The organism is Mycobacterium sp. NGS24 (assembly GCF_059813065.1).
Genome location: NZ_JCALDW010000002.1, coordinates 39,151 through 56,325 on the forward strand (window position 1 = coordinate 39,151; position 17,175 = coordinate 56,325).

Annotated in this window: 11 protein-coding genes and 1 pseudogene; 8 read left to right on the forward strand and 4 right to left on the reverse strand. The window is 67.1% G+C overall.

Annotated elements, in window-relative coordinates:
• Nucleotides 1-34: 34 nt before the first annotated feature.
• Nucleotides 35-1,852 (reverse strand): serine/threonine protein kinase PknE, encoded by a 1,818-nt coding sequence (locus tag AC5Y6Y_RS03270; RefSeq protein ID WP_499918628.1) that lies wholly within the window; start codon nt 1,850-1,852, stop codon nt 35-37.
• 369 nt (nt 1,853-2,221) lie between these two features.
• Between AC5Y6Y_RS03270 and AC5Y6Y_RS03275 the strand changes: the two genes are divergently transcribed.
• On the forward strand, nt 2,222-3,676 hold the full coding sequence (locus AC5Y6Y_RS03275; protein WP_499918660.1) for a PPE family protein: 1,455 nt from the start codon (nt 2,222-2,224) through the stop codon (nt 3,674-3,676).
• A gap of 81 nt (nt 3,677-3,757) precedes the next feature.
• Here AC5Y6Y_RS03275 and AC5Y6Y_RS03280 read toward each other — a convergent pair whose 3' ends face one another.
• Entirely contained in the window at nt 3,758-5,935 is a 2,178-nt protein-coding gene (locus AC5Y6Y_RS03280) for a glutamine synthetase III family protein (RefSeq protein ID WP_499918626.1), read from the reverse strand.
• A gap of 191 nt (nt 5,936-6,126) precedes the next feature.
• Here AC5Y6Y_RS03280 and AC5Y6Y_RS03285 point away from each other — a divergent pair, with 191 nt between their 5' ends.
• From AC5Y6Y_RS03285 to AC5Y6Y_RS03295, 3 genes and pseudogenes are all read left to right on the forward strand, one after another.
• A complete protein-coding gene (locus AC5Y6Y_RS03285; protein ID WP_463825331.1) occupies nt 6,127-7,554 on the forward strand; it encodes a WS/DGAT/MGAT family O-acyltransferase in 1,428 nt (475 codons plus the stop codon).
• Nucleotides 7,555-7,561: 7 nt separating this feature from the next.
• Nucleotides 7,562-8,812, forward strand: a pseudogene (locus AC5Y6Y_RS03290) (APC family permease); the annotation flags it as partial.
• Between the two features lie 96 nt (nt 8,813-8,908).
• Complete coding sequence (locus AC5Y6Y_RS03295) at nt 8,909-9,331, forward strand: pyridoxamine 5'-phosphate oxidase family protein (RefSeq protein WP_463825330.1); 423 nt, start codon at nt 8,909-8,911, stop codon at nt 9,329-9,331.
• Nucleotides 9,332-9,388: 57 nt separating this feature from the next.
• On the opposite strand, the gene ngg is transcribed toward AC5Y6Y_RS03295, so the two are convergent.
• Nucleotides 9,389-11,188, reverse strand: a complete 1,800-nt coding sequence (ngg, locus tag AC5Y6Y_RS03300) for an N-acetylglutaminylglutamine synthetase (RefSeq protein ID WP_463825329.1) — start codon at nt 11,186-11,188, stop codon at nt 9,389-9,391.
• On the reverse strand, nt 11,185-12,990 hold the full coding sequence (locus AC5Y6Y_RS03305; protein ID WP_499918625.1) for an N-acetylglutaminylglutamine amidotransferase: 1,806 nt from the start codon (nt 12,988-12,990) through the stop codon (nt 11,185-11,187). The genes ngg and AC5Y6Y_RS03305 overlap by 4 nt, the downstream gene beginning before the upstream one ends.
• A gap of 82 nt (nt 12,991-13,072) precedes the next feature.
• On the opposite strand from AC5Y6Y_RS03305, the gene AC5Y6Y_RS03310 reads away from it, so the two are divergent.
• The 4 genes from AC5Y6Y_RS03310 (at nt 13,073) to AC5Y6Y_RS03325 (ending at nt 17,174) form a co-directional block, all read left to right on the forward strand.
• Nucleotides 13,073-14,089, forward strand: coding sequence for a TIGR03617 family F420-dependent LLM class oxidoreductase (locus AC5Y6Y_RS03310; protein ID WP_499918623.1), 1,017 nt, complete (start codon nt 13,073-13,075; stop codon nt 14,087-14,089).
• Between the two features lie 105 nt (nt 14,090-14,194).
• Entirely contained in the window at nt 14,195-15,751 is a 1,557-nt protein-coding gene (locus AC5Y6Y_RS03315; protein WP_463825326.1) for a succinic semialdehyde dehydrogenase, read from the forward strand.
• Nucleotides 15,752-15,795: 44 nt separating this feature from the next.
• The gene (locus AC5Y6Y_RS03320; RefSeq protein WP_463825325.1) at nt 15,796-16,491 is read left to right on the forward strand and encodes a VldE C-terminal domain-containing protein; all 696 of its coding nucleotides are present in this window, start codon (nt 15,796-15,798) and stop codon (nt 16,489-16,491) included.
• An 83-nt stretch (nt 16,492-16,574) separates the two neighbouring features.
• On the forward strand, nt 16,575-17,174 hold the full coding sequence (locus AC5Y6Y_RS03325; protein WP_463825324.1) for a cyclic nucleotide-binding domain-containing protein: 600 nt from the start codon (nt 16,575-16,577) through the stop codon (nt 17,172-17,174).
• The last annotated feature ends 1 nt before the right edge of the window (nt 17,175 follow it).

Below are 17,175 nucleotides of genomic sequence, written 5' to 3' on the forward strand. Positions count from 1 at the left end.
CGCAAGACTTCACTCTACGACCGCGGCGGGGCGGTCAACCGATCAGCTTCGTCAGCCAATTCGGGTTCTGCAGGTCCACACCGCCGTTGCCGTCCCACACGAATGGGGTGCCGGTGGCATGGAAGCCCGCCAGGCTGGTGGCGGCGTTGTCGGCCTTGGTCTGGCCGGTCGTCAAGTTCGAGCGGGACCGGATGCAACCGGTGGTGGTCGTGTTGGCACCTCCGGTTTGCGCCAGATTCGCCAACTCGATGTCGGTGCGGTCGGACAACGCGCCTTCCTGCGGCTGGAAGTCACTGCCGAAGATGGCGGTGTAGAAGTTGGTGTAAACCTTCGGATCATTCTGCGCCGCAACACAATACGAGGCTGCGATCGCACGGGTCGAATAGTTCTTGGTATGCGACTGCTGGTCGAGGAAGTTGAGCAGGTGGTACCGCACCGCGAGCTTCTTATCGGCGACCGCGCTGTCGATGTCCGCGGCATAGGACCGGATGAACGCGCCGCACGGCGGGCAGATCGGTTCGTTGAAAATGTCGATCGTCGTGGTTGCGGTTGAGCTGCCGATGAACACGCCGTCGTTGAGCACGTTGAGCTGAACACTGCTCGGATCCACCGCCGGAGTGGGCGGTTCGGCGCTCGGTGCCAAGGACCGCTTCGACCCGCTGAACCCGATGATCACGCCACCCACGATCGCCACGATCACAGCGATGGCAAGCCCCGCCCACAACCAGGGTTTGCGCAGCAACCCCTTCGGTCGCGCCGGTGGTGGGCCCCACGGTGGTCCGCCGCCGGTTCCCGCGGGAGCACCTCCCCAGCTGTGGGTGCCCCACTGTCCCGGCACCGGTCCGCTCGGCGCCGGGGGCGAACCGAAACCCTGCGGTGGGGGCCACATCGTTTGCGGCGGATGCCCGGCCGGTATCGCCGGGGGCGGGAAGCCGCTGTGCGGTGGCCCGGTGAACGCGGGCGGCACCTGGGCCACCTGACTGCGTTGCAAAATGGTGGCCGCCCGGTCCTGGTCGGTGGTGGCGAGCGCGGCGTACGCGGCAGCCGACAAGTCGCCGCAGGTGGGGTAACGATCTGCCGGGTCCTTGGCCATGCCTCGGGCGATCACCGGGTCGAAGCCGGCCGGCACGCCGGGCCGGGCGACGCTGGGTCGCGGGACAGGCTGGTTGAGGTGGGCGCCCATCACACTGAGCTGGTCACCCCGGTAGGGCGGGGACCCGACCAGGCACTCGTGCAGTACACAGGCCAGCGCGTAGATGTCGGCGCGGTACGTCACTTCGGTCTCGCCGAACCGCTCCGGAGCCATGTAGTAGAGGGTTCCCACGGTGCTACCCAGCTGAGTCAGCCTCTCGTCCGTGGTCGCACTGGCGATACCGAAATCGACGAGGTACGCGAAATCGTCGCCGCTGATGAGAATGTTCTCCGGCTTCACGTCGCGGTGGGTGATCCCTGCCGCGTGCGCGGCGTCGAGCGCCGAACCGATCTGGCGCACCACGGCGACCGCGCGCGGCGGCGTCAGTGGGCCGTACCGCTTGAGGATGGCGGCCAGGTCAGCGCCGTCGATGAGGCGCATGTCGACGTAAAGCTGACCGTCGATCTCGCCGTAGTCGTGAATCGGCACCACGTGGGGTTCCTGTAAACGTCCCGCGGTGCGCGCCTCGCGCTGCATGCGCTGCCGGAAGACGGGGTCCTTCGACAGCGTCTGGGACATTAGCTTGAGCGCCACGATCCGTTCCTTGACGGTGTCCTCGGCCTCATAGACATCGCCCATGCCGCCGCGACCCACCAACCGCCGCAACAGATACGGCCCGAACCGGGTGCCCTCCCGCGAACCCTCGGTCGCGTCGTCCATTGCCGACTCCTCACCCGACTCCCGCGCAACGATCCGGAAGCGCGCTTGCACCTGCGGCGATTACCGCTGGCGGATACGGCTACACGGCGGTCTGCCAGGGCTAAGGCTAATGGTTGCGGCGTGCGGTGGGCGCAGTTGACCGTCGCTGCGGCCTTACGAGTTGCCGACGTGGCGAAGACAACATAAGAACGCGCCCAGAACTGACCTCGGTGTGCGCAGGGTATGCAATACTCACGTGCAATAAGCTAAGGGTAGCCAAACTTAAGTTGAGGAGCTCAGGACGCTGCTTCCTGGATACGTACCGATGACGCACCATTTCGCCACTTCCGTAGCAGAACCGCTCCGAGGCGGGGCGCGGTGATCGCCTGGATGGGTGCGCCCCCCGAAGTTCACTCGACCCTGTTGAGTAGCGGCCCGGGTCCCGCAACGCTGCTGGCGGCGGCCGCGGCATTGAATTCCCTCAGCGCCGAGTACGCCGGGGTGGCCGCAGAATTGTCCGCAGTGCTGAGTGCGGTGCAGGGCGGCGCCTGGGCAGGTCCGACCGCCGCGCAGTACGCCGCCGCCCACGTGCCCTATCTGGCCTGGCTGACCCAGATGAGCGCCAACAGCGCCGGTGCCGCCGCGCAGCACGAGGTGGTTGCGGCGGCCTACTCCGGAGCGCTGGCGGCGATGCCGACGCTTACCGAACTGGCAGCTAACCATGTGCTGCACGGGGTCCTGGTCGCGACGAACTTCTTCGGCATCAACACGATCCCGATCGCGGTGAACGAAGCGGACTACGTGCGGATGTGGATTCAGGCCGCCACCACCATGAGTGTGTACGAGGCGGTGTCGTCATCCGCGCTCACAGCGGTGGCTCCGACGGAGCAGGCCCCGCAGATCCTCGCCGCCGAAGCGGCACCCGCCGAACCGGCGACCACGCCCCCCACCGACCCCATCGAAGAGTTGCTGGCCGGGTCAGAGCACTTCACCAGCATGTACCGGGCACTGAAAGGGCTGGTCTCCGACCCGTTCGGCACCGTAGTACAGCTGATCACCGATTTCGCCGCCAACCCGGCCGAAGCGGCCGTCACCTGGCTACCGCTCTTCTACGTCTTCGCCTACGCGGCAACTTTCGGGGTGCTGGGGACACCCATGTATGCTGCCGCAGCGGCGCCGTTCGGGGTGATTCCGCTGGCGCTGGCGCTGTCCACGATCTCGGTGGTCGCCGAGGCCCCCGCCGCCCTGATCGCCGAGGCGCCCGCGGTGCCTGTCGAAGAACGCGTGTTGCCCGTCGCCAGCATCGCACCGACCGTCACCACCGCGGGTGCGGTTCCGGCACCGAGCAGCCTGCCGGCACAGACCCCGGCGGCCAGCACCGCTCCCGCTCCCCCGGCGGCGGGCTTGCAGAGCTTCGCTTACCTGGTCGGTGGCCCCGGGCCTGGTCCCACGCTGGGCCCCGCCCTGCACAACAAGGCCACCGCCGGGGCACCGGCGTCAGGCATCTCGGCGGCCAGTGCCGCATCGGCGGCCGCGGCCGCGCAAGCCAAAGCTCGCCGCCGACGCCGCGCCGACGTCAAGAACCGCGGTTATCGCGACGAGTACCTGACGCTGGACGACACCCCGGACTGGTCACCGGACCAACCCCCGCTCGACGAGTTCCCGGCATCCACCAGCGGCGCCGGCCCGCTCGGATTCACCGGTACCGCAACGAAATCCAGAATTCGCGACGCTGCCGGGCTGACCACCATCGCAGGCGACCCGTTCAGCGATGCCCCGACCGTGCCGATGATGCCGAGTACGTGGACCACCGAACTCGGCGACGGGGAACCGCGCGCGGACTGAGCCCGCCCGGGTCGCCGGGCGTGGGGGACGCGAATCACCAGGTCCGCGGTTGCGGGCGGCCCCCACACCCGACGACGTTCATCACAGGATGTACAGCATCTCCTGGTAGGTGGGCAGGGGCCACAAGTCGTCGGCCACAACGCTTTCCAGGGTGTCGGCAGCGGTCCGCACCGCCTCCATGGCCGGCAGCAGTTCTCTCTGGGCGTGCGCGGCCTCGTCGAGTGCTGACGTGGCCGAGTGGTCGGACAGCGCCGACTTCAGCGTCGCCAGCGCCGCGGTGAGATCCACAATTGGAGCCGAAACATCCTGCAGTGCAGCCATACTGGGCTCCATACCGGCCGCCTTCAAGGTCGCGACGTTCTGCGCGAGTTCGGTCTGGTAGCGCACCGCGGCCGGCAGGATGACCGTGGTGCCCATCTCCAGCGCCAGCTTCGCCTCGACGCCGATGGTCAGCGCGTACTGCTCCAACCGCACCTCGTACCGGCTGTGCAGTTCGCGCTCGGTGAACACGCCGTACTTCTCGAAGACCGCCACCGCTTCCGGCTTGATCAGCTCCGGGATGGCGTCCAGCGTGGTCTTGAGGTTGGGTAGACCGCGCTCGGCCGCCTCGATCTGCCAGTTCTCCGAGTAGCCGTCGCCGTTGAACACCACCGCACCGTGTTCGGTGATGACGTCGGTGAGCAGCTTCTGCACTGCCGTATCGAAGTCCTCCCCGGCGGCGACAGCCTCTTCCAGGATGGTGGCCAGGTAGTCGAACGAGTCGGCCATGATCGTGTTGAGGATGATCATGGGCACCGCGACGGTCTGCCCGGAACCGGGCGCCCGGAATTCGAACCGGTTGCCCGTGAACGCGAACGGGCTGGTGCGGTTGCGGTCACCGGCATCCGTCGGCAACGGGGGCAGCGTGTCGACACCGATGATCATGGTGCCCTTGCCTTTCGACGAGGTGGCCGCGCCCTTGGCGATCTGCTCGAAGACGTCGGCGAGCTGCTCACCGAGGAAGATCGAAATGATCGCCGGCGGCGCCTCGTTGGCACCCAACCGGTGGTCGTTGGTGGCCGAGGCCACCGACACCCGAAGCAGTCCGGCGAATTTGTGGACGGCGCGGATCACCGCGGCACAGAACACCAGGAACTGCGCGTTCTCGTGCGGAGTGTCACCGGGAACCAGCAGCGAGCCCAACTCGGAGTTGCCCACCGAGAAATTGACGTGCTTGCCGGAGCCGTTGACACCGGCGAACGGCTTCTCGTGGAACAGACATTCCATGCCGTGCTTCTTGGCGATGGTCTTGAAGATCGTCATCAGCAGTTGCTGGTGGTCGGAAGCGATGTTGGCCCGCTCGAACATCGGCGCCACCTCGAACTGACCGGGAGCGACTTCGTTGTGCCGGGTCTTGGCCGGGATGCCGAGTTTGAACAGCTCCCGCTCGGTGTCCATCATGAAGCCCAGCACCCGCTCGGGCACCGCACCGAAGTAGTGGTCGTCGAACTCCTGACCCTTGGGCGGCTTGGCGCCGAACACCGTACGGCCGGCATTGATCAGGTCCGGCCTGGCCAGGAAGAAGTGCCGATCGATCAGGAAATACTCCTGTTCGGGCCCGCAGAACGAGACGACCTTGTTGTGGCCCTGGTGGCCGAACAACGCCAGGATGCGCTCGGCGTGCACCCCCATCGCCTGCTGGCTGCGCAGCAGTGGCGTCTTATAGTCCAGCGCCTCCCCCGTCATCGATACGAAAACCGTTGGGATACACAGCGTATTGCCGTTCGGGTTCTCCAGGATGTACGCCGGGCTGGTGACGTCCCAGCCGGTGTAGCCGCGGGCCTCGAAGGTGCTGCGCAGCCCGCCGGACGGGAAGCTCGAAGCATCCGGTTCGCCCTGGATGAGGGTCTTCCCGGCGAACTCGGCAAGGGTCTGCCCATCGGAGATCGGCTCGAGAAAACTGTCGTGTTTTTCGGCCGTCAACCCGGTCATCGGGTAGAACACGTGCGCGTAGTGGGTGGCGCCCTTCTCCAGTGCCCAGTCCTTCATGGCTACCGCGACCGCATCGGCCACGGCCGGGTCGAGCTTGGCACCCTTCTCGATGGTTGCGACGATGGACTTGTACACCGACTTGGGCAGTCGCGCCTGCATCTCCGCCTTGGTGAAGACATTGGCGCCGAATATCTCACCAGGGGCCTCACCTGCTACGAAGCTGATCGCCGGAGGGATATAGGCCTCGACGTTGTTGATCGCCTGCAGGCGGACCGCGTTTCCGCTCAATGGAGTTCCTTTGTCACGAAGGGGTCCGCGAGGATTCGACGGACGCTAGACCGACCCACCGTAGGAACCTTCGATGGCAATCCTGTTACGCCCGAGTCAACGCTGAGGCAGCGTTGATTGCGAACGTGAGACGTCACACTGCGGCGGTCGCGAGGGTCAGGGCCTACGCTGTGCCCTGAAGGGGGATCTCTATGCAGCAGTTGAGTTGGAGCGACGACATGATGTTGCGGGCCGAGGGGCCGGCGACACCGCTGCAGATTCAGATGCTGCTGATCTACGACCCGTCCACGGCCCCCGGCGGCAAAGTCACCTTCAAAGGGATTCTGGAGGAACTCGACGCCCGCCTGCATCTGGCCGATGTCTTCCGACGTCGGCTGACCGAACTCCCGGGCGGCCTGCACATGCCGTACTGGGTCGACGACCCGAACTTCGACCTGGAATACCACGTCCGCCACATCGGTCTGCCGCAGCCCGGCGACTGGCGACAGCTCTGCATCCAGGTGGCCAGACTGCACGCCCGGCAGATCGATCTACGCCGCCCGCCGTGGGAGATCACCGTCATCGAAGGACTCAATGCCGTGCCGGGGGTGCCGAAGGGCTCCTTCGCCATGGCGCTGAAATTGCACCACTGCGCGGTCGACGGCATGGCCAGTGTGCAGATGATCGCGGCGTTGCACGACCTGGCCGCCGACGCCGCCCGTCCCCCGGCCCCGGAACGCCCCTGGCGGCCGGCGTCGCTGCCGTCGACCGCCGACCTCGTCTCGCGCACCGCGCTCAACGGGGCGTTGTACCCGGCGCGGGCCGGCAGAGTGTTGGTGTCGAATGCGCCGAAGTTGGTGCGGGGTCTGATCGGCTTGCCCGGCAAGGTGTTCGGCGGACTGGTTTCTGACGGCAGCAGGCCGACGTTTCCCCCCAAAACCCGCTTCAATCAAGCGGTTTCGCCGCATCGGGTGTTCGAGGCGCGGTTCCATGAGCTGGCTGATTTCAAGCGGATCAAAGCGCGCGTGCCCGGTGCCACGGTCAACGACGTGGCGCTGGCGTACGTCGGTGGTGCGCTGCGGGAGTATCTGGACGGGCATGGCGAGCTTCCCGAGGCATCGCTGGTCGCGGCGTGCCCGATCTCGCTGCGCGACGCGGCTGACAGCGGCAGCAACGGAAACATGTTGTTCGGCCGGCTGCAGACACTCGGGACCGACATCGCCGATCCGCTGGAACGACTCGCGAGCATCGCCGAGGCTACCGCGCAGAGTCGTACGGAGTCCGAGCAGTCGACCCGGACACAGGTGCTCGAGCTGGTGGCGACCCTGCCGACAGCACTGCTCGGAGTGACCGCGAAAGCCGCCAGCGTGCTGCCCTTCTCCGGTCCGACCGTCGCCAACACGACCGTCACCAACGTGCCGGGACCCACCGTGCCGATCTTCTTCCACGGTGCCCGGCTGCTGCGCGCCGCAGGCCTTGGCCCACTGATCGGGGGTTTGAACCTGTGTCACGTGGTGGCTAGCTATGACGGCACGCTGTCCATCAGCGCCACCGCCGATCGTGACGCGCTGCCCGACCCGGCCCGGTACGCCGAATGCATGGAACAGGCTTTCCAGGACCTGCTTGCCGCGGTGGACTGACCCGACGGTGAAGGCCAACGACGGCGCTTTACGCCGGAGTCTGGGTGTCGGCGACGCAGCGATGATCGGTCTCGGTTCGATGATCGGGGCCGGGATCTTCGCCGCACTGGCGCCGGCAGCGCGGGCTGCCGGAAAGGGGTTGTTGATCGGTTTGGCGGTTGCCGGGGTGGTGGCGTACTGCAACGCGACCTCGTCGGCGCGGCTGGCAGCGGTACACCCCGCTTCGGGTGGCACCTATGTCTACGGCCGCGAACAGTTGGGCGAGTTCTGGGGCTTCCTGGCGGGATGGGGTTTCGTGGTCGGCAAGACCGCGTCCTGCGCGGCCATGGCTCTCACCGTCGGCTGGTATGGGTGGCCGGAGCACGCGCACGCGGTCGCAGTTCTGGCGGTGACGGGTGCGACCGTGGCCAACTATCTCGGCGTGCAGAAGTCCATGTGGCTGACCCGCGGCATCGTGGTGGCGATCTTGCTGGTGCTCACCGTGGTAGTCGTTTCGGCGACCGTCACCGAAGCGGGTGATGTCACCAATTTCGGTGTAACAGAAGACATTTCACCGAGTGGTGTCCTGCAGTCCGCCGGACTGTTGTTCTTCGCGTTCGCCGGCTACGCGCGCATCGCGACGCTGGGTGAGGAGGTGCGCGACCCGGCTCGCACCATCCCACGTGCGATCCGGATCGCACTCGCGCTGGCGCTGGCAGTCTATGCCGGGGTCGCCGTCGCTGTACTGAAGGTGTTGGGGCCCAACAGGCTTGCCGCCACGTCGAGACCGTTGACCGCGGCAGTGCAGACGGCGGGTCATCCGGGGTTGGCGCCGATCGTGGAAACCGGCGCGGTGGTAGGTGCATTCGGTGCCCTGCTGACGCTGCTGATGGGGGTCTCCCGCACGATGCTGGCGATGGCGCGGGACAGTCACGTGCCACCACAACTGGCGGCGGTGCATCCGCGCTTCGGGGTCCCCAATCGGGCGGCGGTCGCGGTGGGAATAGTGGCGGCAACACTGGCGGCAACGACTGACCTGCGCGGTGCTATCGGGTTCTCCTCGTTCGCCGTCCTGGTCTACTACGCGATAGCCAACGCGTCGGCGATGACCTTGCGGCCTGACCAAGGACGGCCGCCGAGGATCATTCCGGTGGCGGGATTGATCGGCTGTGTGCTCGTCGCCTTCGCGCTGCCCGTCACCTCGGTGGCCGCGGGTGTGGCCATTCTCGTGGGGGGCACACTGCTGTTCTGGTCACGGCGCGGACGTCACCGGGGCAGGGATGCAGCGGTCAGTTGGCCGACACGGCTTAGGTCCCGGCAGAAAAGGACTTTCGGCACCCGCGCCGATGCGGTCACGCTGAGTAACCTCGTCGGTATGACACGTCTGGACGAACACACCGGTGCCACCATCCTGTCGGCAGGAGAATGCTGGGATCTGTTGGCGGGCTTGACATTAGGCCGTCTGGTCACGGTCGTGGACGGCCGGGCCGAGATCTTCCCGGTGAACTATGCGGTGCAACGCAAGACGATTCTGTTCCGGACCGCAGGCGGTACCAAGCTGGTCAGTACCGCAATGAACAATCAGGTGGTGTTCGAGGTCGACGACCATGACGTCGCACAGGGTTGGAGCGTGATCGTCCGGGGCGTCGCCCGCTCGGTGCGCGGCGACGAACAGATCGAGGAAGCGGACCGGGCGCAGGTACTACCGTGGACGGGATCGGACAAGTCGCACTATGTCCGGGTGATCCCGGAGGTCGTCACCGGCCGCCGCTTCCAGTTCGGTCCTGCCGCCGGCTGACCCCCCGCTGTCGACGAACGTCCGCTCGACAACACCGCCGGGGCCACCCGCCCGGGCTCACTCGTTGGAGACCGCCGGTGATTCCTCCGGAGTCCAGGCCGGCGGCTGGCCCGGTCGACCCGGGAACAGGAAGTCGACGAATGCCGCGGCCGTTGGCTGCGGTTCGTGGTTGGCCAGCCCCGGACGCTCGTTGGCCTCGATGAAGTAATAGTCCTCGCCGGCGACGTCCGGCACCAGCAGGTCGATGCCGGTCACCGGGATGCCGATCGCCTCGGCCGCGGCTATCGCCACGCGGCACAATTCCGGGTTCACCTGTGCCGTCACATCGTGGATCGTCCCGCCCTGGTGCAGGTTCGCCGTGTGCCGGACCCGCAGTCGGGTGCCTTCGGGCAACACATCGTCGAGCGACCAGCCGTATTCGGCGACGGTGGCCTCGGTCACGTCGTCGAGCGGGATGCGCGACTCCCCGCCGGTGGACGCCGAGCGACGCCGACTCTCGGCCCCGATCAGGTCCCGGATGGTGTGATCGCCGGTGCCGATCACTTCGGGCGGCATACGCAGCGCCGCCGCCACGACCCGGCCGTCGATCACGACCAGCCGAAGGTCATTGCCCTCCACCCGCCGCTCGATCAACACCTCTGGGCACTGCTCGCGGGCGCGCGCCAGCGCGGCGGCGAGCTCGCCCGGTCCGTGTTCGGCGGTGATGCCGACGGTGATGCCTTTGCCCTGCTCGCCACGGGTGGGTTTGACGACGACTTCGCCCACCTCGGTCAGGAACGCGTAGTCGGCGTCGTCGAAGGTCGCTAGGCGTGCGCGTGGCACCGTGATGCCGACATCGGCCACCAGGCGGCGGGTCAGCCGCTTGTCGTCGCACCGGCACATCGCGACCGCCGAGGTGAATTCGGACAGTGATTCCCTGGTGACGATGCTGCGGCCGCCGTGGGTGAGCCGGATCTCGCCGGTCTCGGCGTCGAGCACCTCGACCCAGATACCGCGGCGCATGGCCTCGTCGGCGATGATCCGGGCATACGGATTGAGATCGTCGATCGTTTCCGGGGGCGGCGTGAACAGCGGTTCGTTGATCGCGTTCTTGCGCTTGATCGCCAGCACCGGGACCCGGCGGAAACCCAGTTTCTCGTACAGCGCGGTGGCGGCGGAATTGTCGTGTGCGACAGACAGATCCATGTAGGCGCGACCCTTGGTGCGGAAGTGCTCGGCCAGCGCCCGGGTGAGTGCCCCGCCCAGCCCCGGTAGCCCGGCGGCGGGATCCACCGCCAGGCACCACAGGCTCGATCCGCGTTCGGGGTCAGCGAACAGCACTTCGTGGTCGACGCCGGTGACGGTGCCTACCACGGCACCGTCCTCGTTGCGCACGGCGAGCAGATAGGTCACCGCTTCCACTTCCAGGTGGTTCTGCCAGATCGTTTCGACCGGCGCCGAGACCATTCCGCACCGCACGTAGACGCGATTCATCGCGTCGGCGTCCCCCACGTCCTGCAGGGTGCGCACCGTGACGTAGGTGGGCGGCGTCGGTGGTTCTTCGGGTGCTGCCCGTCCCGCAAAACGCAGGCGGTAGGTGTGGCTGGGGTCGATGAACAGTTCGGCCGGTGCTTTGGCGACCACCACGTGGGACTCGCGCGCATAGATGCAGATGTCGCGCCGGCCGGGCGCTTCCCGTCGCAGAGTTTCGGCCAGGGTGTCGGCGTCGCTGAAGGTCTGACCGAAAATCAGTCGGCCCCAACCTAATTCGAGCTCCACATTATGAGCCATCACTTCGGCGAACTCGGGTGGTGACGCATTGTGCAGCGCGAGCGTGATCGCCTCGGGGTGGTTTTCCGACGGGTCGATGACCGTCATGCCGCGGTCCCCGTCACACCGTGCTTCTGTAGCCACATCTCCAGCAGGGCGATCTGCCAGAGCTCGTTGCCGCGCAGCGGGGTGAGCCTGCGGTTGGGGTCGGCCAGCAGCGCCTCGACCGCTTCGGAACGGAACAACCCGCGCTCCTTGGCGACCGGCGCGTAGAGCGCGTCGCGGACCATGTCCAGGTACGGGCCCTCCAGATGGGTCAGGGCGGGCACCGGGAAATATCCCTTGGGTCGGTCGATGACCTCGGCGGGGATCACCCGGCGGGCGGCTTGTTTGAGCACGCCTTTGCCTTCGTGGGCAATCTTGAGTTCCGGGGGGCAGGTCGCGGCGAGCTCGACCAGTTCGTGGTCCAGGAAGGGCACCCGCCCTTCCAACCCCCAGGCCATCGTCATGTTGTCCACCCGCTTGACCGGGTCGTCGACCAGCATGACGGTCGTGTCGAGCCGTAGCGCACGGTCGATTCCGGTTTCGGCGTTGGCGCGCGCGAAATGCTCGGTGACGAACCGTTCGCTGGGATCGTCGGCCGCGACATTCTCCGGGGCCACCAGAGCCTGGAGACCGGCCACGTCGCGGTCGAAGAAGGCGGTCCGGTAGGCCGCGACCGACCCGGCCAGGCTGGCGGCGGACTGCGTACCCATCGGCGGATACCAGTGATAGCCGGCGAACACCTCGTCGGCGCCCTGCCCGGACTGGACGACTTTGACGTGTCGCGACACTTCCTGACTGAGCAGGTAGAAAGCGACACAGTCGTGGCTGACCATCGGTTCGCTCATCGCACCGATCGCGTCGTCGAGTGCGGGCAGCATCCGGTCGGTTCCGATGCGGATCTGGTGATGATCGGTGCCGAAACGCTCGGCGATGATGTCGGAGTACCGGAACTCGTCGCCCTCGACACCACCCACCGACTCGAACCCGATGGAGAACGTCGCGAGCCCATGCTGGCCCGCCTCGGCGAGCAGCCCCACGATCAGGCTGGAGTCGACCCCGCCGGAGAGCAGGCAGCCGACCGCGACGTCGGCGACGAGTCGTCGTTTGACCGCGGTGCGCAGCGCCGACAGCACGGCGTCCTCCCAGTCGGTTTCCGACCAGTCGGAGTGCTCGTCCTGCCGGGTGAAGTCAGGGGTCCAGTAGGTGGTAGCCGTGCGCCTGCCGTCCGGTTCGATCGCCAGCAGCGAACCCGGCGGGATCTTGCGCACCCCCCGCAGGATCGTGAGCGGCGCGGGCACCACCGAGTGAAACGTCATGTAGTGATGCAGTGCGACCTGGTCGATGCGGGTGTCCACACCGCCCCCGGCCAGCAGCGCGGGCAGCGCCGAAGCAAACCGGATGCGGTGACTGTCCTCGGTCAGGTACAGCGGTTTGATGCCGAGCCGGTCGCGGCCCAGCAGCACTCGGCCGCTGTCACGTTCGGCGATCGCGAAGGCGAACATCCCGTGCAGGTGCGTGACGAAGTCGTCGCCCCAGCGGTGGTAGGCCTTGATCAGAACCTCGGTGTCGCTGTGCGAGAAGAACCGGTAACCGTGGCCCTCGAGCTCGTGGCGCAGTTCTTTGTAGTTGTAGATGCAGCCGTTCCAGGCGATGGTCAGGCCCAGCTCGGCGTCCACCATCGGCTGGGCGCCGGCTTCGGTCAGGTCGATGATCTTGAGGCGACGATGGCCCAGCGCGACTCGGCCCTGGGACCAGACGCCCGCCCCGTCCGGCCCGCGCGGTGCCATCACGTCGGCCATTCGCGCAACCGCGGCTACATCGGGCACCCGGCCGTCGAGTCGCACCTCTCCGGTGGCTCCACACACCTTTTCGACCTTAACGGGCCAATTCAACGCGCGCAGAGCGGGCACGATCCTGCGTGTCCGGCGACCGATGTACGGTTCGACCGTGCAGGTGGATGCGATGACGATTCCGCGGCCGCTGAATGACATCGGTGAGGTGGCCCGGCGCACCGCGGCGGCGGGATTCAGCGGGCTGCTGTTCACCGAAACCGGACGCACCGCCTATCTCAACGCCGCGGTCGCGGCCCAGGCCGCCCCCGGCCTGGACTTGTCGACGGGTGTCGCAGTCGCCTTCCCACGCAGCCCGTTCGTCACTGCGGCGACGGCGTGGGAACTGCAAGAGGCGACCGGCGGGAGGTTCCGGCTCGGTTTGGGCACCCAGGTGCGCACGCACGTGGTCCGGCGCTACGGCGCCGAGTTCGAACGGCCCGGCCCCCGGTTGCGGGACTACGTGCGAGCGGTGCAGGCGTGTTTCGCCGCGTTCCGGACCGGCACGCTGGACTACCACGGCGAGTTCTACGACCTCGACTTCATCACCCCGCAGTGGAGTGCGGGTCCTATCGACGCCCCCGACCCCAAGGTCGACGTGGCCGCGGTGAACCCCTGGATGCTGCGGATGGCCGGCGAGGTGGCCGACGGCGTTCATGCGCACCCGCTCGGCGAACCCGGGTATCTCGCGCGCCATCTGGTGCCGAACGTCGCCGCAGGGGCCGCGCGGGCGGGCCGCTCCTCGTCGGACGTGGCGGTGATCGTCCCGGTGATGACGATCGTCGGCGACACTGAGGAGGAGCGTCGCCGGGAGCGCGAACTCGTCCGCACCAGCATCAGCTTCTACGCCAGCACACCGAACTACGCGTTCATCCTGGACGAGGCCGGATTCGAAGGCACCACCGCGCGGTTGCGGGCCAGGCAGAAGGCCGGTGACTTCCAGGGGATGGCGTCGGAGATCACCGACGAACACATCGCGGTCTTCGCCACCGAGTCGACCTGGGACGGGTTGGCCGAGGCCCTGGTTGCGAAGTACGACGGCATCGCCACGCGGATCGTGCTGTACAACGCCCTCAGCGACACCGAACGGTTCGAACGCTACGGCGAGATCGCGCGGCAGCTGTCCGCTCGCTGAGCCTGTGTTGTGACGTCCGCAAATGCGCGGATTGCGACGCATAACGGTCGGCAAAGCGGCTATAGGGTTTACAGACAACTGCCTGTGTTCCTGAGAGGTCACGCCATGCCTGCACCATCAGCTGAGGTCTTCGACCGGCTGCGTCAGCTCGCCGCAATCAAAGACGTCGACGACCGTCCGACCAAGACGATCGACGAGGTCTTCACCGGCAAGGCGCTGACCACCATCCCGATCGGCACGGCTGACGACGTCGAGTCGGCGTTCGAGCAAGCACGCGCGGCTCAGTCGCAGTGGGCGAAACGTCCGGTCGACGAGCGCATCGAGATCATCCGCCGCTACCGCGACCTGGTGATCGAGAACCGCGAGTTCCTGATGGACCTGCTGCAGGCTGAGGCGGGCAAGGCGCGGTGGGCGGCGCAGGAGGAGATCGTCGACCTGATGGCCAACGCCAACTACTACGTGCGGGTCGCCGCGGACCTGCTCAAGCCGCGGAAGGTGCAACCGCTGCTGCCGGCGATCGGCAAGACGACGGTCAGCTATCAGCCCAAGGGCGTGGTCGGGGTGATCTCGCCGTGGAACTACCCGATGACGCTGACCGCGTCGGACTCGGTGCCGGCGTTGCTGGCGGGTAACGCGGTGGTCCTCAAGCCGGACAGCCAAACCCCGTACTGCGCCCTGGCGTGCGCCGAGTTGCTGTACAAGGCGGGGCTGCCCCGGGCGTTGTACGCGATCGTGCCCGGCCCGGGTTCGGTGGTGGGCACCGCGATCACCGAGAACTGCGACTACCTGATGTTCACCGGCTCCTCGCAGACGGGCAGTCATCTCGCCGAGCAGGCCGGCCGTCGCCTGATCGGGTTCTCGGCCGAACTGGGTGGCAAGAACGCGATGATCGTGACCCGCGGCGCCAACCTGGACAAGGCCGCCAAGGCCGCTATCCGGGCGTGTTTCTCCAATGCTGGCCAGCTGTGCATCTCCATCGAGCGGATCTACGTCGAGAAGGACATCGCCGACGAGTTCACCCGCAAGTTCGGTGACGCCGTGCGCAAGATGAAGCTGGGCACCGACTACGACTTCTCCGTCGAAATGGGCAGCCTGATCTCCGAGGGTCAACTCAAGACCGTCTCCGACCACGTCGAGGACGCGACGAGTAAGGGCGCCACCGTGATTGCGGGCGGTAAGGCCCGCCCCGACATCGGGCCGCTGTTCTACGAGCCCACCGTGCTGACAGACGTGACACCTGAGATGGAGTGCGCGGCCAACGAGACGTTCGGGCCGTTGGTCTCCATCTATCCGGTTGCCGACGTGGACGAAGCCGTGGAGAAAGCCAACGACACCGAGTACGGGCTGAACGCCAGCGTGTGGGCCGCGTCGTCGGCCGAAGGCGAACAGATCGCCACCCGGTTGCGCTCGGGGACGGTGAACGTCAATGAGGGTTACGCGTTCGCGTGGGGCAGTCTGAGCGCGCCGATGGGCGGGATGGGTATATCCGGCGTCGGCCGCCGGCACGCCGCCGAAGGCCTGCTGAAGTACACCGAATCGCAGACCGTTGCGACCGCGCGGGTGTTCAACCTCGATCCGCCGTTCGGGCTGCCGTCGCCGCTGTGGCAGAAAGCGCTGTTGCCGGTGGTGCGCCTGGTGATGAAATTGCCCGGCCGGACATAACAAGATCACCAAGATCTGTCCCATGCGTCCCATCCGACACTAAAGTGCACTGGGTGGGGACGCGCAGGTCAGGCAACGGCTGGGGTCGAGGGCTGGCCATTGTGGCCTCGCTCATCGTCGCCGCCGGCATGATCTACGCCCAGCAGACCACACCGAAGTCGCCGTGTTGCGCCGACGCGCAGCAGACCTCGGCCGCCGCCCCGACCAGCAAACCCACCGCGCCCGCCCAGGGTGCGCCACAGACCGCCAGTGCCGAAGAAGCGGCCCTGCTGGCCGGCAACGCGCCCGCCGTCGCCCAGGACTTCCAGGTCGCACTGCCGCCCAGTGTCGCCCCCGAGGGCGGCCTGCAGATCAAGACCATCTGGGCAGCGCGCGCCATCGGCGTGCTGTTCCCCGAGATCACCACCATCGGCGGGTACCGACAGGACGCGCTGCGGTGGCATCCCAGTGGGCTGGCGATCGACGTGATGATCCCCGACCACGGCAGTCCCGATGGCATCGCGCTGGGCAACCAGATAGCCGGCTTGGCGCTGGCCAACGCCAAGCGGTGGGGCATCGACCACGTGATCTGGCGGCAGAAGATCTACATGGGCATCCGCACCGGCAGCTGGACGGCCGACCTCGGCAACGAAACCGCCAACCACTACGACCACGTGCACATCGCCACCAACGGCGGCGGGTACCCGACCGGGCACGAGACCTACTTCATCGGGTCGATGACCCCGACCCCGCCGGACTGAGCCCACTGACCCCTGCCGAACCACGGCATCTTCGACGTAGGCTCCTCGATGTCAGGGTTCATATCGCGGATCAGGAGTCCCCCATGAAGGTGGATGCGAAAGAGCACGAGGAAGAAGCCCGTCGGATCAAGCAGGACGCCCGCCGGCTGCGCGAGTTCCCCGCGTTCGAGAAATTCTCGGACGACGAGTTGGAGCGCCTGGTGGGGACCGCCCACCACACGTCGCAGTCCGTGCCGTGGCCCCTGATCCGGGAGCAGACCCCGTCGGACGCGTGCTTCATCCTGCTCAGCGGCGAGGTGGGCGTGTATGTCGGCCAGGACCGGGTCGCCGTGGTGGGTCCGGGCGAGGTCATCGGCGAATCTGCGCTGCGCCGGGGAAAGCTGCGTTCTGCGACGGTGACGACGATCGGCCCCGCCGAAGTGCTGCGCATCGAGCGGGATGACCTCGACCGCCTGCTGCGCGAAATCCCGGCGCTCCGCGAAACGATGGACGCGACAGCCGCCAAACACGTACAGGTCGACCAGCCGGCGAAGCCGAAGTCGGAACGCTCCAAGGTGAGCGCCACGGTCCCGACCGATCTGGTCGAGCGCTTCGAACAGGCCGCGAAGGCCGCCGGCGTCAGTGCCTCCTCAGCGCTCGAGGATGCGCTCAGCCAGTGGGTGGAACGCAACAGCAAGTCGTAAT